This is a genomic window from Streptomyces sp. NPDC006552 (genome assembly GCF_040611655.1).
Taxonomy (GTDB): Bacteria; Actinomycetota; Actinomycetes; order Streptomycetales; family Streptomycetaceae; genus Streptomyces.
Map to the genome: position 1 here is coordinate 1 of NZ_JBEXOS010000015.1, position 19,950 is coordinate 19,950.

Sequence of the window (19,950 nt, forward strand, 5' to 3'; positions counted from 1 at the left end):
TCGAACCACTTGGTCTGGGTGCCGCCGGAGAGCCCGATGAGATGGCGCACGAAGTGCGCATCTCAGGGGCGCGGGGAACTGCGCGAGAAGCCCCACCGGACCCGCAGACGAAGTACCGCCCAGGGGCGCGGGGAACTGCGCGATCGGCCCCCGCTGGGCGGAGGCCGATCGGAGTACGGGCGGAGGGTCGATCGGACCCGCGACCGCCCGGGGCGCACCGCTAGTGATCAGCGACGACCGTACGAGCTCACATACCCCGGCGCCGGCGACCCGACCCCGGTGACATCGTCATACCCCCGCACCGCCTTGAGCGACGCATCGTCACCCAGACTCCGCACAGACGTGAGCAGCCCCTCAGACGCGTCCACACTGTTGGCGAAGTCCACCCGCGCCACCGCGAGGTCACCCTTCACCGGGTGGTCCGTCACATCGTGGTAGACCCGCGACCCATGCGCGTCGTACCGGTCATAGATGGCCGGGTTGGCGAACCCGATCGCCCGACCGCCCCGCTCCTGCTGCGCAAGGGCCTGCACCCCCGCGATCACCGGCGCCGCCAGCGACGTACCACCGATGCGGTACTCGTCGTACCCCTGCGACCCGTCGGGCAGCGTCTGGGTCTGGCCCACCAGGAACCCGGTGTTGGGGTCGGCGATGGCGGAGATGTCCGGGACGACCCGGTTCAGGCCGCCGTTGGCCCGCGCCAGCCGGCTGGGCACGACACCCTTCTGGTAGAAGGGCTGCGCGACGGTCTTGCTGGTGCCGCCACCCGCACCGGAGGTGTACGCCCCCGGGTAGTCGGTCCAGCGCTTGCCGTCGGCCGACAGGTTCGCCTTCAGGGTGCCCCAGCCGGTCTCCCACTGGTACGTGTCGCCCTTGCCGACGGCCAGCGACGTACCGCCGACCGCCGTCACCCACGCCGAGTTCGCGGGCGTGTCGACCTGCTTCGTACCGGTGTTGGCGACCTCGTCGCCGTTGTCGCCGGAGGAGAAGTAGAAGCCGATGCCCTCGATCGCGCCGCGCTGGAAGACCTGGTCGTACGCGGCGGCGAGCTGCGGCGTCTGGTTGGCCTCGATGTCGCCCCAGGAGTTGGAGACGATGTCGGCGAGGTGCTTGTCGACGACGGTGCTCAGCGAGTCGAGCAGGTCGTCGTCGTAGCAGGACGCGGCACCGACATAGGTGATGTCCGCCTTCGGCGCCACCGCGTGCACGGCCTCGACGTCGAGGGTCTCCTCGCCGTACCAGCCGGCCGCGCCGCACTCCTCGGTCTTGGTGTACTTCTTCGGCAGGATCTGGTTCAGCTGCCCGTCGCCGTAGGCCGCGTCACCGTGCTTGCGCGCGTACTTCTCGGCGTCCTGCGCGATGGTCGGCGAGGCGTACGCGTCGGTGATCGCCACCCGCACGCCCTTGCCGGTGGCCTTGCCCGCGCCGTAGGCGGAGCGCAGCTGCTTGCCGGTGTACCCCTTGACGGCGTACGGCACCTTCTTGCCGCCGGCCGCGGGCAGGTTCGTTGCGATGTTCGAGCCGAAGTACGAGGAGAACGGTCCCGAGTTGCGGAACACCGCGTCCGGCGGCGGCAGTTCGTCCTGGTGGTCCGCCTTGTGCGGGGCGCTGTCCAGACCGGTCACGGTCAGCACGGCGCCGTGCAGCGAGGCCGGCACGGACGCGGCGCCGGACGGGGCGCGGTAGGTGTGCGTGCCCTTGGTGTAGTTGTGCAGCTGCGTGCCGAACGCCTTCTCGGCCGCGGCCACGTCACCCGACACCGTCAGGTAGTGCTCACTGCTGCCGGTCACGGTCAGGCCCGAGGACTTCAGCCACGCCGTGACCTCGGCTATCTGCGCCTTCGACGCGCCGAACCGTTCCTGCGCCTGCTTCGCGTCCAGGTACTTCCCGTACGAGGGCGAGGACGGGTCGGAGACGGCCTTCGCGTACGCGGCCAGTCCGGCGGCGTCCCGGCCCGCGAGGTAGACGCGGGCCGTGACCTTGTTGCCGTCGGCGGTGGCGCCCCGGTCGGCCGTGCCGGTGGCCCACAGCGGCTTGGTGCCGGAGAGCGTGGCGCGGCCGGAGTCGGCCTGGGCGGCCGGAGCGGCGAGGGCGATCGCGCCGGCGAGCAGCGGCAGGGTCGCCGCCAGGCTCAGGCCGGCACGGGTGCGGCGGGTGCCGCGGATGGATCTCATAGAACCCCCTGGTCTCATGGAACCCCTGGGTGAGGTGCACGGGTGGGTGCACCCACAGAGGGCTTCACTCTGGCCAGGAACCGTTCACGCCGGGGGAATGGATCGATCAAGAAGGCGTCAAGTCGCCGCAAGTCTGGTCGGGATCAACCCATTTGACCGTACGCGGCCTCATGGCTTCGCGCCGCGGTCCTTCAGCATCCCCGTCATGAGGTCGATCTCCGACTCCTGCGAGGCCACCATCCCGCGCGCGAGCCGCTTCTCCGCGCCGACCACGCACCGCCGCACACACCCCTCGGCCATGTGCACCCCGCCCTTGTGGTGGGCGGTCATCAGCCGCAGGTACATGATCTCGGCCCGCCGGCCACTGGCCTTGCCGAGCGCGGCGAGCTGCGTGTTCGTCGCCATGCCGGGCATCAGCGCGCCGTCCTCGCCGACGGGCGCGTCCCCCATCCCCATCCACGCCATCGGGGCCTTCTGCGACACCTTCGGCAGCTCCCACAGGTCGAGCCAGCCGAGCAGCATGCCGCGCTGGTTGGCCTGGGTCTGCGCGATGTCGTAGGCGAGCCGGCGCACCTCCTCGTCCTTCGTGCGGTCGCGCACGATGAACGACATCTCGACGGCCTGCTGGTGGTGCACGGCCATGTCCCGCGCGAACCCGGCGTCCGCGGACTCGGCCGCCGGCACCTTCAGGTCGGCGGGGCCGCCGTCCCCGTCGGCGACGGCGTACGTGACCGCCCCCGAGGCCACGGCCACCGCCGCGGCCACGGAGACCAGCCATCCGGTGGTGCGCCTCACCGGGACAGGCCCCCCGTGCAGGAGGCGCCCGGCTCCGGGGTCTGCTTGCCCTGCACGAACGTGGCGAAGAACGAGGCGACCGCCGGGTCGGTGGCGCTCTTCACGGTCCGCTGGTGGCCCCAGGCGCTGAGCATGATCGGGTCCTTCTGGTCCCGCACCGGGCTCATCAGCGAGTACGGCGTCTGCTTGACCTTGGCGGCCAGGGCCTGCACGTCGGCGCCGGCGGCCTTGTCGTTGTACGTCACCCAGACGGACCCGTGCTCCAGGGCGTGCACGGCGTTCTCGTCCGGGATCGCCTTGGTGTACACGTCGCCGTTGCAGTTCATCCAGACCGGGTTGTGGTCGCCGCCGACCGGCGGGTTCATCGGGTACGCCACCTTCTTGGTGACGTGGGTGCGGCCGAGCTTCCCGCTCCAGGTGCCGACGCCGTCCTTGGCGTACGTGAAGTGACCGGAGGCGCCCTTGGCGTCGGTCTTGCCACCGTCGTCGTCCCCGCTCCTGGTCACCGCCCAGGCACCCACTCCTATCAGGGCGGCCACGACGACCGTGCTCACCGAGACGACGAGGATCCGGCCGCGGCGGGCGCGGGAGCGCTCGGCACGGCGCATCTCCTCTATACGGTCCCTGCGGTCCCGGGCGGGGGCGGGAGAGGTCTTCTTGGCGGAACCCATGATGTGTCCTTCGGGGAAAAGGATGTGACGGGCGAGCCTGCTGATCGTAGTGGGAGGAACCGGCTCCGCGGGAGGTGCTGTCGTCCGTCCCGCGCCCGGCAGGCACTATGGCCCTGAGGGGTGCAGCAGGCACTATGAGCACGACGCCGCCCGATCAGAGACGATCAAGGTCGGCAACGTGTACGAAACGGGCGTGTGGTGGGATGTGTCCGGGCCCCTCGGCGTCCCCGGAGCAGGTGGCCCGACCAGCAAGGATGGGTGGAAGCGGAAGATGGACAAGCAGCAGGAATTCGTGCTCCGGACGCTTGAGGAGCGCGACATCCGGTTCGTACGTCTGTGGTTCACGGATGTGCTGGGCTTCCTCAAGTCGGTGGCCGTGGCCCCCGCCGAGCTGGAACAGGCGTTTGACGAGGGAATCGGCTTCGACGGCTCCGCCATCGAGGGCTTCGCCCGGGTCTACGAGTCCGACATGATCGCCAAGCCGGATCCGGGCACCTTCCAGGTCCTGCCGTGGCGCGCGGAGGCCCCCGGCACCGCCCGGATGTTCTGCGACATCCTGATGCCCGACGGCTCCCCGTCCTTCGCCGACCCGCGCTACGTCCTCAAGCGCGCCCTCGCCAAGACCTCCGACCTCGGCTTCACCTTCTACACCCACCCCGAGATCGAGTTCTTCCTGCTCAAGAACAAGCCGCTGGACGGCTCGCGCCCCACCCCGGCCGACAACTCCGGCTACTTCGACCACACCCCGCAGAACGTGGGCATGGACTTCCGCCGCCAGGCGATCACCATGCTCGAATCGATGGGCATCTCGGTCGAGTTCAGCCACCACGAGGGCGCCCCCGGCCAGCAGGAGATCGACCTGCGCTACGCCGACGCGCTCTCCACGGCCGACAACATCATGACGTTCCGCCTGGTCATGAAGCAGGTCGCGCTGGAGCAGGGGGTCAATGCGACGTTCATGCCGAAGCCGTTCTCGGAGTACCCGGGCTCGGGCATGCACACCCACCTCTCGCTCTTCGAGGGCGACCGGAACGCGTTCTACGAGTCGGGCGCCGAGTACCAGCTCTCCAAGGTGGGGCGCTCCTTCATCGCGGGCCTGCTGAAGCACGCGGCGGAGATCTCCGCGGTCACCAACCAGTGGGTCAACTCCTACAAGCGCATCTGGGGCGGCTCCGAGCGCACCGCGGGCGCCGGCGGCGAGGCCCCCTCCTACATCTGCTGGGGCCACAACAACCGCTCCGCCCTCATCCGGGTCCCCATGTACAAGCCCGGCAAGACCGGCTCGGCCCGCGTCGAGGTCCGCTCGATCGACTCCGGCGCCAACCCCTACCTCACCTACGCCGTCCTCCTCGCCGCCGGCCTCAAGGGCATCGAAGAGGGCTACGAACTCCCGCCGGGCGCCGACGACGACGTCTGGGCCCTCTCCGACGCGGAACGCCGCGCGATGGGCATCGAACCCCTCCCTCAGAACCTCGGCGAGGCCATCACCCTGATGGAACGCTCCGAACTGGTCGCGGAGACGCTGGGGGAGCACGTGTACGACTTCTTTCTGCGCAACAAGAAGCAGGAGTGGGAGGAGTACCGCTCCGAGGTGACGGCGTTCGAGCTGCGGAAGAATCTGCCGGTGTTGTAAGTGCCGGTCGGAGCGGTTTCCCACCGCGCCGAGTCTTCGGGGCCGTCGGTCTGTGACCGGCGGCCCCATTGCGTGCGGTGCAGGTTCGCCGTCTGTGGTCTGGGGGTCGCTGGTCCGCGTACCGCCGAGCCCCAGCGACAGGCCCACACGTACGTGGTGCGACGCACACACGCACCTGTCGCGACCCCGCGTCGCCACTACGAATCGACCTAACGTCAGCTGGACGACGTCGAACGACTTACCGCATCTGCTTACCGGTAGGGACAGGATCGTGTAACTCAGGGCCGGCTACGAGCCTTGCAGGAAGTTCGTGATCAGCGCGATGTCCATTCGGTCCTTGTCCCTGGTCGAGCGCTTCTTCCAGGCGAGTACCTCTTGGAGTGGGCAGAACGGGATTCCGTCGATGAACTCTGCTCCGTCGATCAACTCATCCGGACCGTTGGTGCCCGGAAGCCACTGGTCGAATACCTCTACGGCGCCATCGAAGAGCAGGATCCTGCGACCACATCCGGATGCCGTCGGCACTGGGTCGGATAGGCCGAGAGCAATCTTCCATGCCGTTCCCCGGGCGACTAGATCGAGATCGCCCACATCTTCTCTGAGACCGTGGGCAAGTAGAGGGCCGCTGCCTGCCACAACAAAGTCAGATACGGGGAGCTGGAGGGACCGCAGTTTCACCATCAACGGATGTGTGTGCAGCTCCACTGCGCCCCCTACAGGACAGATAGTCCGATTGCCGCGCGAGCAGCCATGCTCAGAGCCAACGATGCGATGACACTCGCCAGGGTACCGAGCAGGAAGTACTCGGACGCGTACCTGCCATGGTCGGAGGAGGGCCCGCGCGCCAGAGACTTGGCGGTCAGCGCGAGGGCCGCTGCATCCGGTTGGCCAGCAGCAAGGAAGGCGAACATGAGGGCTCGCTCCAGGAGCCCGATACCGCGGCTGCCAGTCATGAATTCCTCGGCGAGTTGCCGCTGGGGATCTGTCTGCGGCAGCGCAGCCACCTGCCGGCGCACAGCCGAGGTTGCAGCCATCGCCAGCGGTCCGCCCGCGAAGACGGCAATGAGGCCAGCGGACATGACGATAGTCGCTTTGTCGCTGATTAGTAGCTCCTTGGCCAGCGATTTTGTCTTCGCGCCGGCGACCCAGAGGGACACGACTGCTGCTGCACCGAACAGGCCGACACCGATGCGCCTTGAGGCCGGCACCGAGCCGATGATGTTGGGGATGGTGACGGAGAAGCCCGCTGTGGGGAGGCCGGAGGAGTTGTACAGGAAGACCACCGAGGCTGCGAGCAGAATCACTGCGATGAGGGCCAGCCATGGTCTGTCCTGGGCCCAGAACGGACCGACCGTGAGTCCCCCGAATGCCGCAGTGAAAAGGATCATTGCCCAAGGGTGTGAGCGCTGCCAGCCGACCCCCCAGGGCACTAGAACGGCGGCGGCCAACCCGAACAGGATCCGAGCAGTTTCCATGTCCCCCCGACTCAACTCCACGGTGCTGTAGCGCAGTTCACCAAAAGCCTTCATGAGGATCTTAGTGAATTTTGGACCGTCCTTGCGGGCCGTCAGAGGTCGGCCCGCAACGACCATCGATGACCAGTAACGGTCGCAACTGCGGAGAATCCGCCGGTGCTGCCTGTCGCCGCTCCTCTGCCTCGTTCAGGCCCAGAAGGTTTCTGTGACGACGATCTGTGGGTCGGCGTGCCGGCGCATGAAGGTGTAGATGAGCCAGCCGCGCCCACCGGCCAGGTCCGCGATGTGCGGGCCGCCGGGGCTGGTGGAGGCCAGTGGGCGGACGGTCATCCAATGCGGGAGCGAGGCGTCGGCGTCGATGCCGCGGAAGTACGGGTCCTCGGCCGTGACCAGTTCCGCCCGGGCGCTCATGATCAGGTCGCTGCCTTCGGCGGGCATGTTCTGGAAGTCGTGCTCGGCCTGTTTCGTCCAGTCCATCTGCCAGGGCGGCCGGGGTGGTTCGTCGATCACTCTCCGGGCTTCCTCTCGGCAGCTTCGTGCCGCAGGCGGCTGTACTCCTCCAGGAGCCGGCTGGATTCCTCGGGGTCTTCGGACTTGGCCGCGCGGGCTTCGAGGTCGCGGAGGTGGGAGTCGAGGGCCGGATCACGTGCGATGGCGTACTGCGTCCACCACAGGCGCATGAAGGCCGGCACCGGAGTGATGTTGAAGGCGTCACCGATGACGCGCTTCCAGTGGGCCTCGAAATCCGGGAGGAGGTGCGGGGTGTGCTCCTGGATGGCCAACCGGAGGGCCTGAGGCGTGTGCTCGGGCATGGGCGGCAACCGCCGGGGTTCCCCCTCGTATCCCTCGGAGTGGAGCGCATGGGCGGGCATGGGGCGGGCTCCTAGATGTGAGAGGTCAGGCCGCGTCGTGCGAGTGCGACCGTTGCTGAGGGGCCATCTGCTCGAACCACTCGGCCGGTACCAGGTAGGCGACCGTCTTCCCCTTACGCGTGATGGCAGCGGCCTCGCCGGCGATCCGGGTCCTGTCCAGGATCTCGCCCATCCCCTTGCGAAGGTCGATGGTCGTGTACGTCTTCGTCTCCATGGGCGCGAGAGTATAACAACTATCATAGTTGCCCTTGGTGCCGGGCGATTCCAGAGGGAACCAGCAGCGCCACCGGCCGAACCTACTGAAGCGCGTCCCGCAGCGGTACCGTCGCCCGCTTGCGGTACTCCTGGATCGCCCACCCGTTCCCGTCCGGGTCCGTGAAGTAGGCGAACGTGCCGCCGTCGTCCTCGCCGAACCGGACCGGGTCGGAGACGTCGAGGCCGCGGGCCACGAGTTCGGCGCGGGCGGTCTCCATGTCGCTCACGACGAGTTGGAGGCCGTGGTAGGTGCCGGGGGCGGGGGTGCCGGTCGGGAGGGGGATGCCCGCCGCCAGGACGATCGAGCAGCCTGAACCCGGCGGGGTCAGCTGGACGATGCGGGTGCCGGGCATCAGCTCGCGGTCGACGTCGCAGCGGAAGCCGACCTTGTCGACGTAGAAGGACTTCGCCCGGTCCAGGTCCGACACGGGCAGCGGGATGACTTCCAGGGTCATGTCCATCGGTCAAAGGTAGGCGGGGGAGACCGCGGCTGTCAGGAGGCGGCGCGCGGCTCCCGTGCCGTCCGCCGGAACGGTGTACAGGTCGGCCCCGTAGTCCCCGGGCAGCGCGTACGTCACGTGCCGGGCGTCGCTCCACACCGCCTGGTCGTCGACGCTGCGGGTCTCCGCCAGCGGGGTCTCGCGCAGGGTCGCCAGGTCCAGTACGTACAGCCGCCAGGGCGCGTCGGGGGAGAGGCCGGTGACGCGCTTCTTGTACGCGATCCGCGTGCCGTCGGGGGAGAGCGAGGGGCACTCGACGTTCGTGCGGAGCGTGGTGACGGTACGGGTGCGCAGGTCGCCGCGGACCAGGTACGTCTTGCCGCCCGTGGCGAGTGTGGCGTAGAAGTGCCGGTCGTCCGCGGCGAAGGTGACGCCCCAGAAGTTCACGTCGGCCGCCCGGTAGGCGTGACCGTCCTTGACGATCGTGTACGCCTCCAGGGTCGGGGTCAGCTTTCCGGTCGCCGTGTCCACGACCGCCGTCCGCGTGGAGAAGTTCGTGCCCGCGTAGCTGTCACCGCCGACGAACGCCGTCCACGCCGCGTACCGCCCGCTCGGCGACACCCGCGCCCGCGACGGGATGCCCGGCACCGGATAGTGCGCCTTCGCGTGCAGGCCGGCGTCGAGCACCGTGGCCCGGTAGGTGTCGGCCAGGGTGCCGTGCACCGCCTGGAGGCAGATGCCCGTACCCGGACTCGCGTAGAAACGCAGGCACTTGACCCCGCTCCGGGTGGCCGTACGGGTGGCTGCCGGGGTCGCCGCCGGGGTCGTGGCGAGTTCGTCGCGGTGCGGGCCCCAGGCCATGTTGCGGAAGACCAGGCGGTGGGCGCCGGGGGTGAGCCGGACCTGGCCCGCGGTGACGGCCGGGCCGCCGGGCCGTGCCTGGTCGCGCCGGTCCGCGCGGGCCGAGGCGTGCAGGATCGCCGCCGTGGCCACCGCGGCCAGCGCGAGGACCGCGGCCAGGAGGATCGTGAGTCTGCTGCGGGTGGTCATGCGGCCGCCTTCCTGGGGGCGCGGGGGCGGTAGGCGTACGACACCGCTCCGCACGCGGTGAGCAGGACGGCGGCCGCGCCGAGCGCCGGGCGGTCGCCGAAGGCCGTCCAGGCGGCGCCGAAGCCGAGGGAGCAGACGAACCGGGCGAGCGCCTGGCCCGTCTGGACCACGGCCAGGCCCGAGGAGCGCAGGCCGTCCGGGATGCCGGTGGAGGCCGCCGCCATCAGGACGCCGTCGGTCGCCGCGTAGAACGTGCCGTGCAGGAGCAGGACGGCGTAGGGGAGCGCGGCGCCGGTCCCGTGCGTGAGGAGGAGGGCGTACGCGGCGAGCAGCGCGGCGTGGCCGCCCAGGAAGACGCGCCAGGCGCCGATCCGGTCGGCGACGCGGCCCAGCGGAGCGGCGAGCAGCAGGAAGGCCGCCGCGGTGCCGAGGGGGAGCAGCGCGAACCAGCGCTCCGGGACGCCGAGCCGGCGTTGCAGGAGGAGGTAGACGAAGGAGTCGCTGACCGTGGCGAGGCCGAGGAGGAGCGCGCAGAGCGCGATGCGGCGGATCTCCCGGTGGCGCAGGAGCGCGAGGGCCGCGCGGAGGGTGGGGCGGGGCTCGGTGTTCGGGGACGGTGCCGTCTCGGGGGCGGGGCTCGCGTCCGGGGTCCGCGTACTCGCACCCCGGGTACCTGTACTCGCGTCTCGCACCCGCGTACCCGCGTCCCGGGTACCTGTACTCGCACTCCGGGCCCGCGTACTCGCCCCCCACACCGGCCCCCCGCCCCGCACAGGCCCCCCACCCCCACCAGAGCGTGACGCCGACGGGACGAACAGGACCAGCACCACGACCCCGAGCACCGCCGCGCAGAAGCTCACCGTGAACACGGCGTCGTACCCGTCCACGGCGTGGCGCAGGATCAGGAACGCCGCCAGCGGCCCGAGCAGCGCCCCCGTCGTGTCCATCGCCCGGTGCACGCCGAACGCCCGCCCCCGCGCGGCCGGTTCGCTCGACAGGGAGATCAGCGCGTCGCGCGGGGCGGTGCGCAGGCCCTTGCCGGTGCGGTCCGCCGCGAGGACGGCGCCGATCAGCGGGAGTGAGCCGGCCACCAGAAGCAGCGGCTTGCACAGGGCCGAGAGCCCGTACCCGAGGACCGCCACCGTCTTGTGGCGGCCGCCGCCCCGGTCCGCGAGGTGGCCGCCGACCAGCCGCACCAGCGCCGAGAAACCGTTGTAGACGCCGTCCAGGAGGCCGAAGCCGAGCGGACTGAGGCCGAGCCCCGCCACCAGGTACAGCGGAAGCACCGCGGTGACCATCTCGGAGGAGACGTCGGTGATCAGGCTGACCGTGCCGAGGGCGAGCACGGTGGGGCCCACGGCGCGCCGCCGCCCGGCACGGGGCCGGGCGGCGGGCTCCGCGGACGGGGGCGCCGCCGGTGTGGCGGCGCGGCTGTCCGCTACGTACATGTCACGAGGTCCAGACGCCGGTGATGTCCTTGCCGCTGGCGGCGTTGCCCGCGTGCGGCAGGCCGTGCATGGACTCGATGGTGCGCAGCAGGTCGTAGTGGTTGTACGTGGTGGCGGAGGTGGCGCCCGCCGTCACCCGCTGGCCGTAGAGCACCGTGGGGATCTTGTTGCCGCTGAGCCGGTTGTCCTCGTCGAAGGTGACGACCAGCAGGCTGTTGTGGGTCTTGGCCCAGGTCGCGTAGGCGCCCAGCTTGTTCTTCAGCCAGGTGTCACCGGTCGCCACCGAGCAGTCGTGCATGTCGCTGCACAGGTCGGGGACGACGAAGGAGACCTGGGGGAGCGTCGCGTAGTCCGCCGGGAACTGGGCGAAGGTCTTCGCCGACGACGTGGGTACGTTCTTGAACCCGAACCACGGGTTGTGCTTGCGGGCGTAGTCGCCGGAGGAACAGGTCGTCGAAGCCTGGCTCGGCAGGCCCTCGTTGTAACTGCCCCAGCTCTTGCCCGCGGCGATCAGCTCCGAGGCGAGGTTCGGGGCGGAGGAGAAGCCGGGCGTGTAGCAGCTGTCGTCCGTGATGCCCTGGGTGGAGCCGGAGAAGAGGGCGAAGTAGTTGGGCTGGCTGGGGTGGGTCTCGGCGTACGAGGCCGTGAGGTTGGCGCCGCCGGACTTCAGGCTGTTGATGTACGGGGCGCTGGACGCGCCGATGACCTGGCTGTACGCGTGGTTCTCGAAGACCACGACGACCGTGTGGTCCGGGGTGGGGACGGCCGCCGCGGCGTGCGCGGGCGAGGTGCCGGTGAGGGCGAGCCAGCTGCCGGTGGCGGCCGCCGCCAGGGCGAGGGCCGAGGCGAGGACCTTGCCGCGGGCGCGCCTGAGGAGTGATCTGCCGGGCACGTGAGACCTCCGGTTGCGGGGGAGGGGACGGGGATCTTGGCGGTGCCGCCAGAGCATGCACACGCCAAGACGCCGCCGCGTCACGTGATCCGGCCCGCAGGATGAAGCCCGGGTGAATTCCTCGGCACCGGCGTCACGCGGGGCGCCCGCATCTCATCCCCCCCCCGGCGCCTCACCCCGGCGCCTCACCCCGGCGCCTCCCCCCCCAGCCCCGGGCCGCTCACCGCTGGGCGAGCGGCGCCGGCGCCTCCTGCACCGTCCAGCCGTTCCCGTCCGGGTCCTGGAAGAACATGAACGCGTTCCACTCCCCCTCGCCAGGGCCCTCCGTCCACCCCGCCGGGCCGGGATGCTGCACCGCGCTCACCTCCACGCCGCGCGCCACCAGCTCCGCGCGGGCCGCCGCGATGTCGGTCACGCACAGCTGGAGGCCGCGCAGCGAGCCGGGCGCCATCCCCGACTGGCCGGGCGAGCCGGGCAGGCCCTCGGCGAGGGTGATCGAGCAGCGCGAGCCGGGCGGGGTGAGCTGCACGATGCGGATACCGGGGGCGACCTGGCTGTCCACGTCGACCTTGAAGCCGACCTGGTCGGCGTAGAAGGCCTTGGCCCGGTCCACATCGGACACGGGCACGACGACGACCTCAAGGGTCCATTCCATGGAACTGTCCTTCCAGGAGCGATGGGCGGCACGGTGCGACGGTCACGACGGCGGGGCCGCGCGGCCCCGGGGAGCCGGGTCCGGGCACCCTCTGCGTATCGTCGCCGCCGAAGGAGGACCGTGCCCGCGGGCAGAACTCATCGGGGAAGTCGTAGGCTCATGACCGGCGGTGATCGACACGGGCCGGCCGCCGCCCGAGCGTGGAACGGGAGACCGGACGATGTCGGTGCCGCAAGGGCGCAGGAGCAGTACCTTCACGCGACTGCTGCGGCACGGGTTCACCGACCCGTCCGGTGCGGAGCGGCTGCTCGACACCCCCGCCCTCTCCGCCGTCCGCGGTGACCCGCTGCTCCTGGACGCGCTCGGCGCCACCGCCGACCCCGACCTGGCGCTGCTCGGCCTGGTCCGGCTGGTCGAGGCGCAGGAGCGGCTGGACGGCGACGCGGGCCGGCGCGAACTCCTCGACACCCTCATCACCGCCAAACCGCTGCGCGACCGCCTCCTCGGCGTCCTCGGCGCCTCCGAGGCCCTCGCCGACCACCTCGCCCGCCACCCGGCCGACTGGCAGGCCCTCGTCACCTACGAGCACCGTGATCTGCACCCCGGTGTGGCGGAGTTCGAGCGCGGCCTCGCCGACGCCACCGACCCCGACGCGCTGCGCGTCGGCTACCGGCGGTGCCTGCTCTCCATCGCCGCCCGGGACGTCTGCGGCACCACCGACATCGTGCAGACGGCGGCGGAACTGGCCGACCTCGCCACCGCCACGCTGCGCGCGGCCCTCGCCATCGCCGCCGCGGCGGCCCCCGCCGACGCCGAACTGTGCCGGCTCGCCGTCATCGCGATGGGCAAGTGCGGCGGCCACGAACTGAACTACGTGTCGGACGTCGACGTCATCTTCGTCGCGGAGGCGGCCGAGAGCCCGGCCCGCCCGGACGGCGCCGACGAGGGCGAGGCCGTCCGGGCCGCGACCCGGCTCGCCTCCCACATGATGCGGATCTGCTCCGAGACCACCGTCGAGGGCACCATCTGGCCGGTCGACGCCAATCTGCGGCCCGAGGGACGCAACGGCCCCCTGGTGCGCACCCTCTCCTCGCACCTCGCGTACTACCAGCGCTGGGCCAAGACCTGGGAGTTCCAGGCGCTGCTGAAGGCCCGGCCCGTCGCGGGCGACGCCGAACTCGGCGCGGCCTACCTGGAAGCCGTCTCGCCGCTGGTGTGGCAGGCCGCCGAGCGCGAGAACTTCGTGCCCGACGTGCAGAAGATGCGCAAGCGCGTCGTCGCGGGCATTCCGGCGGGCGAGGTCGACCGCGAGCTGAAGCTCGGCCCCGGCGGCCTGCGCGACGTGGAATTCGCCGTGCAGCTCCTGCAGTTGGTGCACGGCCGGGCCGACGCCTCGCTGCGCAGCGGCACCACCCTCGTCGCCCTCGCGGCCCTCGCGGAGCGCGGCTACGTGGGCCGGGTCGACGCCGTGCAGCTCGACGATGCGTACCGCTTCCTGCGCACCCTGGAACACCGCATCCAGCTCTACCGGCTGCGCCGCACCCACCTGGTCCCCGAGGACGACGCCGACCTGCGCCGCATCGGCCGCTCCATGGGCATGCGCACCGAACCGCTGACCGACCTCAGCCGTGCCTGGAAACGGCACACCTCCGTCGTGCGCCGCCTGCACGAGAAGCTCTTCTACCGGCCGCTGCTCGACGCCGTCGCCCAACTCGCCCCCGTCGAGACCCGGCTGAGCACCGAGGCGGCCCGCGAGCGGCTCGTCGCGCTCGGCTACGCCGACCCGACCTCGGCCCTGCGCCACCTGGAGGCGCTGGCCTCCGGCGTCTCCCGCAAGTCCGCCATCCAGCGGACGCTGCTGCCGGTGCTGCTCGGCTGGTTCGCCGACTCGGCCGACCCCGACGCGGGCCTGCTCGGCTTCCGCAAGGTCTCCGACGCGCTCGGCAAGACCCCCTGGTACCTGCGGCTGCTGCGCGACGAGGGGGCCGCCGCGGAGAACCTGGCCCGCGTGCTGTCCGCCGGCCGTCTCGCCCCCGACCTGCTGATGCGCGCCCCCGAGGCGGTCGCCCTCCTCGGCGACCAGCACGGCCTCGAACCCCGCCCGCACGCCCAGCTGGAACAGGAGGTGCTCTCCGCCGTCGGCCGCGCAGCCGGCGTCGAGCAGGCGGTCGCCGCCGCCCGCGGAGTACGCCGCCGCGAACTGTTCCGCACCACCGCGGCCGACATCATCGCCTCCTACGGGACCGAGGAGAGCCCGGCCGTCGCCGACCAGGGCGCGCTCGTCGACCGGGTCGGCGCCGCCGTCTCCGAGCTGACGGCGGCCACCATCGCCGGTACCCTGCGCGCCGTCGTCCGGGACGGCTGGGGCGACCGGCTCCCCGCCCGGTTCGCGGTGATCGGCATGGGCCGCTTCGGCGGCCACGAGCTGAGCTACGGCTCCGACGCCGACGTGCTCTTCGTCTACGAGCCGCAGCACGGCGCCGACGACCAGGAAGCCGCCCGGGCCGCCAACCAGGTCGTCTCCGAGATGCGCCGCCTGCTCGCGCTGCCCAGCGCCGACCCGCCGCTGCTCATCGACACGGACCTGCGCCCCGAGGGCAAGAGCGGCCCCCTCGTGCGCACCCTCAAGTCCTACGAGGCCTACTACCGCCGCTGGTCCCTGGTCTGGGAGGCGCAGGCGCTGCTGCGGGCCGAGCACGTCGCGGGCGACGCGGAGCTGGGCGCCGACTTCCTGCGCCTGGCCGACCCGCTGCGCTACCCCGCCGACGGGCTGAGCGACGACGCCGTGCGCGAGATCCGCCGGCTCAAGGCCCGGATGGAGTCCGAGCGGCTGCCCCGCGGCGCCGACCCCACCCTGCACACGAAACTGGGCCGCGGCGGCCTCTCCGACGTCGAGTGGACCGTCCAGCTGCTCCAGCTCCAGCACGGCGCCGCGGTGGCGGAGCTGCGCACCACCCGGACCCGGCAGGCGCTGGCCGCGGCCTGCGCGGCGGAGCTGCTGGCGGAGCAGGAGGCGGCCATCCTCGACGAGGCCTGGGTCCTCGCGACCCGGGTCCGCAACGCGGTGATGCTGGTCCGCGGCCGGGCCGGCGACACGTTCCCCTCCGACGGACGCGAACTGGCCGCCGTCGGCCGCTACCTCGGCTACGACCCCGGCCACGTCGGGGACATGCTGGACGACTACCGCCGCACCACGCGCCGGGCCCGGGCCGTGATGGAGGAGCGGTTCTACGGGGCGTAGGGCTCGGAGCGGGGCGGTGGCGGCGGCACGAGCCGCGGCAGCGCGTACGGCAGGGACCCGGTCCACAGCCGCGCCACCAGGAAGCCGAACGCCAGGCAGAGCATGCCGCCCACCGCGTCCAGCCAGAAGTGGTTGGCGGTCGCGACGATGACGACGAGGGTCGCCGCCGGGTAGAGCAGGCCGAGCACGCGCACCCACGGCACCGACGCAAGCGCGCAGATCGTCAGACCGCACCAGAGCGACCAGCCGATGTGCATCGAGGGCATCGCCGCGTACTGGTTCGACATGGTCTTCAGGTTGCCGGAGGCCATCGAGCCCCACGTCTGGTGGACCGCGACCGTGTCGACGAAGTGGCCGCCGGGCATCAGGCGCGGCGGCGCCAGCGGATAGAAGTAGTAGCCGACCAGCGCGACCGCGGTGGTGGCGAAGAGGACCATGCGGGTGGCCGCGTACCGGCCCGGATGGCAGCGGAACAGCCACACCAGCACCCCGAGCGTGATGACGAAGTGCAGCGTCGCGTAGTAGTAGTTCATCCCGACGATGAGCCAAGTCACCCCGTTCACCGCGGAGTTGACGCTCTCCTCGACGGCGATGCCGAGCTGGTGCTCGACGCTCCAGATCCAGTCCGCGTTGCGCAGCGCCTGGGTCCGCTGCTCCGGGACCGCGTTGCGGATCAGGGAGTAGGTCCAGTAACTCACGGCGATGAGCAGGATCTCGAACCAGAGCCGGGGCCGCCGCGGCGTGCGCAGCCGGCGCAGGAAACGCGGCGAGGCACGCCCCCGCTCCCCGCCGCGGTCGTCCGCGATGGGTGAGGTGGTGGGCCCCTGTCGGCCTTCCAGTGTCGTCACGGTCGTTTCACCCATAGGCCCAGAGTCTGCCAGATTTCGGCCCTCGTCCGATCATCCCTCGGGCGGGTTCGCACCGCATCCTCTCCGCCCTACGGACGAGGGCGCGTCCCGGGGGACGAAGCGGTTGAACCCCGGACCACCAGCTCGGGCATGAACACGAACTCACTGTGCGGCGCCGGAGTGCCGCCCACCTCCTCCAGCAGCGTGTGGACGGCCGCCTGACCCATCGCGTGCACCGGCTTGCGGATCGTGGTCAGCGGCGGATCGGTGAAGGCGATCAGCGGCGAATCGTCGAAACCGACCACCGAGACGTCGCCCGGCACGTCCAGGCCCCGCTCGCGCACCGTCCGCACGGCACCCAGTGCCATCATGTCGCTCGCGCAGATCACCGCCGTGCAGCCGCGGTCCAGGAGCGCTGCCGCCGCGGCCTGACCGCCCTCCAGCGTGTAGAGGGAGTGCTGCACGAGGTCGCGCTCCACCTCCCGCGGGTCGAGCGCCAGCAGCTCCTGCGCCGCGCGGACGAACCCCTCGATCTTGCGCTGCACGGGCACGAACCGCTGCGGACCGAGCGCAAGCCCGATCCGGGTGTGCCCCAGCGAGACCAGGTGCGTCACCGCGAGCCGCGCCGCGGCCCGGTCGTCCGGCGAGATGAACGGCGCCGCCACCGCCGGCGAGAAGCCGTCGACGAGCACGAACGGCACGCCCTGGCCGCGCAGCCGCTCGTAGCGCCCGGTGTCCGCCGTCGTGTCGGCGTGCAGCCCCGACACGTAGATGATCCCGCTGACCCCCCGGTCGACCAGCATCTCCGTCAGCTCGTCCTCGGTCGAGCCGCCGGGCGTCTGCGTGGCGAGGACCGGCGTGTACCCCTGCCGGGTCAGCGCCTGGACGACGACCTGGGCGAGCGCCGGGAAGATCGGGTTCTCCAGCTCGGGGGTGATCAGGCCGACCAGGCCCGCGCTGTGCCGGCGCAGCCGCACCGGCCGCTCGTACCCGAGCACGTCGAGCGCGGCGAGGACGGACTGGCGGGTGGCCGCGGCGACCCCGGGCTTGCCGTTGAGCACGCGGCTGACGGTCGCTTCGCTGACCCCCGCTTGAGCTGCTATGTCGGCAAGACGTGCGGTCACGGGACGGACCTTACCGGTCACCTGGCGTATTGCCCACCGAACGGGAACGGAGCGGGAAGAGCCGTACCGCTGTGCGGCGTTGGCGCGCGCCACCCGGAACGGTGAAGCTGCGCCGACCAGGGCCCCGCGGGGGCCGCCCGGCGGTAGTTTGGGGCGGACGGGCCGCGCGGGCCCGCCCCGACAGCCCCGAGGGGCCGCCTCGTGAACGCCACTGCCCACAGACCCGGGACCGACGGCAGCACCGTCCTGGTGGTCGACGACACCGCCGCCAACCGCTACGCCATGGGCGCCCTGCTGAGCCGGGCCGGCCACGTCGTCGTGCCCGTCGCCTCCGCCGGCGAGGCGCTGGTCGAGCTGGACGCGCGGCTGCGCACCGGCTCCCTGCCCGACGTGGCCCTGGTCGACGTGGGCCTGCCCGACCTCAGCGGCTTCGAACTGTGCCGCCGCGTCAAGGCCCTGCCGCTGCTCGCCGGCATCCCCGTCGTCCACTTCTCCGCCCGCCCGTCGGGCCCCGGCGACCGCTGCCGCGCGCTCGACGCCGGCGGCGAGGCGTACCTGACCGTGCCCGCCGAACCGGAGGAGATCCGCGCCGTCGTCCGGGCCGCCCTGCGCGGTGCCCGCGAACTGACCGACGCGCAAGGCCAGTTCGACCGGCTCGCCCTGCTCTCCGAGACGGTCGTCGACGTCCAGGGAGCACGCTGCCTGCTCGAACTGGCCACCACCGCCGCCGACGCCACCGCCCGGCTCACCCGGCAGAGCGCCGCCGTCTTCGTCCTCGCCGAGGACGGCGACGTGCACGCCGGACTGTCCCGGAGCGGCGTGGTCGCCGAGGTGCCGGACGCCGTCGCGCGCGAGCAGGCGGCCGCCCTCGCCCGGCGCGTGGCCTGCGCCCCCGGCGGGGTGAGCAGCACCGTCGTGTCCGGCGCGGAGTGGCCCGCCGCCTACTTCGGCCCCGGCGACGTCCGTCTCGTGGTCTCCCGCACCCGCGGCGGCCACCTCCCCGTCTGCCTGGCCACCCCCGCCGCCCCCGACCCGGCCGGGCGGACCGGCGCGCTCGTGGCCCAGCTCGCCCGCGCCACCGCCCTGGCCGCCGAACCGCTCCTGATGTACGAGCAGGAGCGCCACGTCGCCCTCACCCTCCAGCGCAGCTTCCTCCCCGCCCAGCTCCCCGAACTGCCCGGCGTCGACGTCGCCTTCCGCTATGTGCCGGCCTGCCGGCAGACGGAGATAGGGGGTGACTTCTACGCGGTGCTGCCCACCGCCGCGGGCGTCCTCGTCGGCATCGGGGACGTCGTCGGGCACTCGCTCGACGCGGCCACCGTCATGGTGGAGATCCGGCACGCGCTGCGCGCGTACAGCCTGGAGGACCCGAACCCCGGCCGGCTCGTGGCCCGGCTCGACCGGATGTTCCAGCACTACCACCCCGAGAGCTCGGCCACCCTCTGCCTGGCCCTTGTCGACCCCGCGACCGGCCGCGCCCAGCTCGCGAACGCGGGCCACATCCCGCCCCTGCTCGTACCCCGGCAGGGCCCGGCCCGCTACGCCGACGCGCGCGGCCCGCTGCTCGGCCTCGGCCTGCCCCACCCCGAGCCGACCGAGCTGGTCCTCGCGCCCGGGGAGCGGCTCCTCATGGTCACCGACGGGCTCATCGAGACCCGGGGCACGGACCTGTCCGTCTCGATGGCGCAGCTCGGCGCCGCCGCGAGCACCGCCCCGGCCGCGCCGGACGCCCTGTGCGACACGCTCCTGTCCCGCTTCGGCGCCGACCGCGCCGACGACATCGCGCTGCTGGCCCTGCGGCTCAGCCCACCGGCCGCACCGGTGTCACGGGCTTCTCCATGAGCGTCACGGCGTACGCGCTGCCGCCCGCCCCCGCCTTGAAAGGCTGCTCGCCCACGACCGCGTAACCCCGCTTCTCGTAGTACGCGCGCAGCCGCCGGTTGTCCGCGACGCAGTCCAGGCGGCAGTACGTGCGGCCCGCCCCGGCGACGCGCCGCTCGGCGTGCGCGAGCAGCGCGGCCCCGCAGCCGGCGGGCGCGCCGCGCCGCACCATGAGGCGGTGCACATAGCCCGCCACCGGCGGCTGCTCGCCCCAGGCCGGCTCGTCCGCCCACCACAGCTCGTACCCGCCCGCGGCCTGTCCACCGGCCTCCGCGAGCCACACCTCACCGGCCGCCATCCGCCGCCGGAAGTGGGCCTCGTCCTTCTCGCCGGGCCGCCACTGGTCGATGCCCTGCTCCACCATCCAGCGGGCCGCCCCGTCGTACAGGGCGACGAGGGTGGCGAGGTCGCCGGTGTCCGCTACGCGGAACGAGAGTTGTGCGCTCATGCCGATCACCGTAAAGCTGGCGGTGACAGCAGTTCACCGCAGCCCTCA

General features: G+C 71.9%; 19 protein-coding genes. 3 read left to right on the plus strand and 16 right to left on the minus strand.

Annotation, left to right across the window (positions count from 1 at the left end; genetic code table 11):
* Positions 1 to 227 precede the first annotated feature (227 nt).
* The 3 genes from ABZY33_RS11850 to ABZY33_RS11860 all read right to left on the minus strand — a co-directional run bounded on the left by ABZY33_RS11850 (position 228) and on the right by ABZY33_RS11860 (position 3,640).
* Positions 228 to 2,174 carry a S53 family peptidase gene (locus ABZY33_RS11850; protein ID WP_356491371.1) on the minus strand — a complete coding sequence of 649 codons (1,947 nt, stop codon included), beginning with the start codon at positions 2,172 to 2,174 and terminating at the stop codon, positions 228 to 230.
* A 168-nt stretch (positions 2,175 to 2,342) separates the two neighbouring features.
* Positions 2,343 to 2,969 carry a DUF305 domain-containing protein gene (locus ABZY33_RS11855; RefSeq protein ID WP_356491372.1) on the minus strand — a complete coding sequence of 209 codons (627 nt, stop codon included), beginning with the start codon at positions 2,967 to 2,969 and terminating at the stop codon, positions 2,343 to 2,345.
* Positions 2,966 to 3,640, minus strand: a complete 675-nt coding sequence (locus ABZY33_RS11860) for a DUF3105 domain-containing protein (RefSeq protein WP_356491373.1) — start codon at positions 3,638 to 3,640, stop codon at positions 2,966 to 2,968. Before ABZY33_RS11860 ends, ABZY33_RS11855 begins: the two co-directional genes overlap by 4 nt.
* A gap of 271 nt (positions 3,641 to 3,911) precedes the next feature.
* On the opposite strand from ABZY33_RS11860, the gene glnA reads away from it, so the two are divergent.
* On the plus strand, positions 3,912 to 5,273 hold the full coding sequence (glnA, locus tag ABZY33_RS11865; RefSeq protein WP_356491374.1) for a type I glutamate--ammonia ligase: 1,362 nt from the start codon (positions 3,912 to 3,914) through the stop codon (positions 5,271 to 5,273).
* 288 nt (positions 5,274 to 5,561) lie between these two features.
* On the opposite strand, the gene ABZY33_RS11870 is transcribed toward glnA, so the two are convergent.
* The 10 genes from ABZY33_RS11870 to ABZY33_RS11915 all read right to left on the minus strand — a co-directional run bounded on the left by ABZY33_RS11870 (position 5,562) and on the right by ABZY33_RS11915 (position 12,360).
* Entirely contained in the window at positions 5,562 to 5,978 is a 417-nt protein-coding gene (locus ABZY33_RS11870; RefSeq protein ID WP_356491375.1) for a hypothetical protein, read from the minus strand.
* 8 nt (positions 5,979 to 5,986) lie between these two features.
* On the minus strand, positions 5,987 to 6,661 hold the full coding sequence (locus ABZY33_RS11875) for a hypothetical protein (RefSeq protein ID WP_356491376.1): 675 nt from the start codon (positions 6,659 to 6,661) through the stop codon (positions 5,987 to 5,989).
* 273 nt (positions 6,662 to 6,934) lie between these two features.
* Positions 6,935 to 7,258: a hypothetical protein gene (locus tag ABZY33_RS11880; RefSeq protein WP_356491377.1), complete on the minus strand. Its 324-nt coding sequence runs from the start codon at positions 7,256 to 7,258 to the stop codon at positions 6,935 to 6,937.
* Positions 7,255 to 7,620, minus strand: a complete 366-nt coding sequence (locus tag ABZY33_RS11885) for a DUF6247 family protein (protein WP_356491378.1) — start codon at positions 7,618 to 7,620, stop codon at positions 7,255 to 7,257. The genes ABZY33_RS11880 and ABZY33_RS11885 overlap by 4 nt, the downstream gene beginning before the upstream one ends.
* A gap of 25 nt (positions 7,621 to 7,645) precedes the next feature.
* The gene (locus ABZY33_RS11890; RefSeq protein ID WP_356491379.1) at positions 7,646 to 7,834 is read right to left on the minus strand and encodes a type II toxin-antitoxin system Phd/YefM family antitoxin; all 189 of its coding nucleotides are present in this window, start codon (positions 7,832 to 7,834) and stop codon (positions 7,646 to 7,648) included.
* 82 nt (positions 7,835 to 7,916) lie between these two features.
* Positions 7,917 to 8,336, minus strand: coding sequence for a VOC family protein (locus tag ABZY33_RS11895; RefSeq protein ID WP_356491380.1), 420 nt, complete (start codon positions 8,334 to 8,336; stop codon positions 7,917 to 7,919).
* Positions 8,337 to 8,339: 3 nt separating this feature from the next.
* Positions 8,340 to 9,365: a TolB-like translocation protein gene (locus tag ABZY33_RS11900; protein WP_356491381.1), complete on the minus strand. Its 1,026-nt coding sequence runs from the start codon at positions 9,363 to 9,365 to the stop codon at positions 8,340 to 8,342.
* Positions 9,362 to 10,813: an MFS transporter gene (locus tag ABZY33_RS11905; protein ID WP_356491382.1), complete on the minus strand. Its 1,452-nt coding sequence runs from the start codon at positions 10,811 to 10,813 to the stop codon at positions 9,362 to 9,364. The genes ABZY33_RS11900 and ABZY33_RS11905 overlap by 4 nt, the downstream gene beginning before the upstream one ends.
* 1 nt (position 10,814) lies before the next feature.
* Entirely contained in the window at positions 10,815 to 11,705 is an 891-nt protein-coding gene (locus ABZY33_RS11910; RefSeq protein WP_356491383.1) for an alkaline phosphatase family protein, read from the minus strand.
* 220 nt (positions 11,706 to 11,925) lie between these two features.
* On the minus strand, positions 11,926 to 12,360 hold the full coding sequence (locus ABZY33_RS11915; protein ID WP_356491384.1) for a VOC family protein: 435 nt from the start codon (positions 12,358 to 12,360) through the stop codon (positions 11,926 to 11,928).
* Positions 12,361 to 12,580: 220 nt separating this feature from the next.
* On the opposite strand from ABZY33_RS11915, the gene ABZY33_RS11920 reads away from it, so the two are divergent.
* Complete coding sequence (locus ABZY33_RS11920; protein WP_356491385.1) at positions 12,581 to 15,601, plus strand: bifunctional [glutamine synthetase] adenylyltransferase/[glutamine synthetase]-adenylyl-L-tyrosine phosphorylase; 3,021 nt, start codon at positions 12,581 to 12,583, stop codon at positions 15,599 to 15,601.
* On the opposite strand, the gene ABZY33_RS11925 is transcribed toward ABZY33_RS11920, so the two are convergent.
* The gene (locus ABZY33_RS11925) at positions 15,589 to 16,464 is read right to left on the minus strand and encodes a phosphatase PAP2 family protein (RefSeq protein WP_356491386.1); all 876 of its coding nucleotides are present in this window, start codon (positions 16,462 to 16,464) and stop codon (positions 15,589 to 15,591) included. The genes ABZY33_RS11920 and ABZY33_RS11925 overlap by 13 nt on opposite strands.
* Before the next feature lie 74 nt (positions 16,465 to 16,538).
* Entirely contained in the window at positions 16,539 to 17,573 is a 1,035-nt protein-coding gene (locus ABZY33_RS11930) for a LacI family DNA-binding transcriptional regulator (protein ID WP_356491387.1), read from the minus strand.
* Between the two features lie 201 nt (positions 17,574 to 17,774).
* Between ABZY33_RS11930 and ABZY33_RS11935 the strand changes: the two genes are divergently transcribed.
* The gene (locus tag ABZY33_RS11935) at positions 17,775 to 19,415 is read left to right on the plus strand and encodes a fused response regulator/phosphatase (protein ID WP_356491388.1); all 1,641 of its coding nucleotides are present in this window, start codon (positions 17,775 to 17,777) and stop codon (positions 19,413 to 19,415) included.
* Here the strand turns inward: ABZY33_RS11935 and ABZY33_RS11940 are convergent.
* Positions 19,375 to 19,902, minus strand: coding sequence for a GNAT family N-acetyltransferase (locus ABZY33_RS11940; protein WP_356491389.1), 528 nt, complete (start codon positions 19,900 to 19,902; stop codon positions 19,375 to 19,377). The genes ABZY33_RS11935 and ABZY33_RS11940 overlap by 41 nt on opposite strands.
* Positions 19,903 to 19,950: the final 48 nt, after the last annotated feature.

What these genes read in the sequence shown, in the direction of transcription:
- ABZY33_RS11900 (WP_356491381.1), bottom strand. Translation starts at nt 9,365, where the DNA reads ATGACCACCCGCAGCAGACTCACGATCCTCCTGGCCGCGGTCCTCGCG.
- ABZY33_RS11875 (WP_356491376.1), bottom strand. Translation starts at nt 6,661, where the DNA reads ATGATCCTTTTCACTGCGGCATTCGGGGGACTCACGGTCGGTCCGTTC.
- ABZY33_RS11860 (WP_356491373.1), bottom strand. Translation starts at nt 3,640, where the DNA reads ATGGGTTCCGCCAAGAAGACCTCTCCCGCCCCCGCCCGGGACCGCAGG.
- ABZY33_RS11850 (WP_356491371.1), bottom strand. Translation starts at nt 2,174, where the DNA reads ATGAGATCCATCCGCGGCACCCGCCGCACCCGTGCCGGCCTGAGCCTG.
- ABZY33_RS11920 (WP_356491385.1), top strand. Translation starts at nt 12,581, where the DNA reads ATGTCGGTGCCGCAAGGGCGCAGGAGCAGTACCTTCACGCGACTGCTG.
- ABZY33_RS11940 (WP_356491389.1), bottom strand. Translation starts at nt 19,902, where the DNA reads ATGAGCGCACAACTCTCGTTCCGCGTAGCGGACACCGGCGACCTCGCC.
- ABZY33_RS11890 (WP_356491379.1), bottom strand. Translation starts at nt 7,834, where the DNA reads ATGGAGACGAAGACGTACACGACCATCGACCTTCGCAAGGGGATGGGC.
- ABZY33_RS11915 (WP_356491384.1), bottom strand. Translation starts at nt 12,360, where the DNA reads ATGGAATGGACCCTTGAGGTCGTCGTCGTGCCCGTGTCCGATGTGGAC.
- ABZY33_RS11925 (WP_356491386.1), bottom strand. Translation starts at nt 16,464, where the DNA reads ATGGGTGAAACGACCGTGACGACACTGGAAGGCCGACAGGGGCCCACC.
- glnA (WP_356491374.1), top strand. Translation starts at nt 3,912, where the DNA reads ATGGACAAGCAGCAGGAATTCGTGCTCCGGACGCTTGAGGAGCGCGAC.
- ABZY33_RS11905 (WP_356491382.1), bottom strand. Translation starts at nt 10,813, where the DNA reads ATGTACGTAGCGGACAGCCGCGCCGCCACACCGGCGGCGCCCCCGTCC.
- ABZY33_RS11895 (WP_356491380.1), bottom strand. Translation starts at nt 8,336, where the DNA reads ATGGACATGACCCTGGAAGTCATCCCGCTGCCCGTGTCGGACCTGGAC.
- ABZY33_RS11885 (WP_356491378.1), bottom strand. Translation starts at nt 7,620, where the DNA reads ATGCCCGCCCATGCGCTCCACTCCGAGGGATACGAGGGGGAACCCCGG.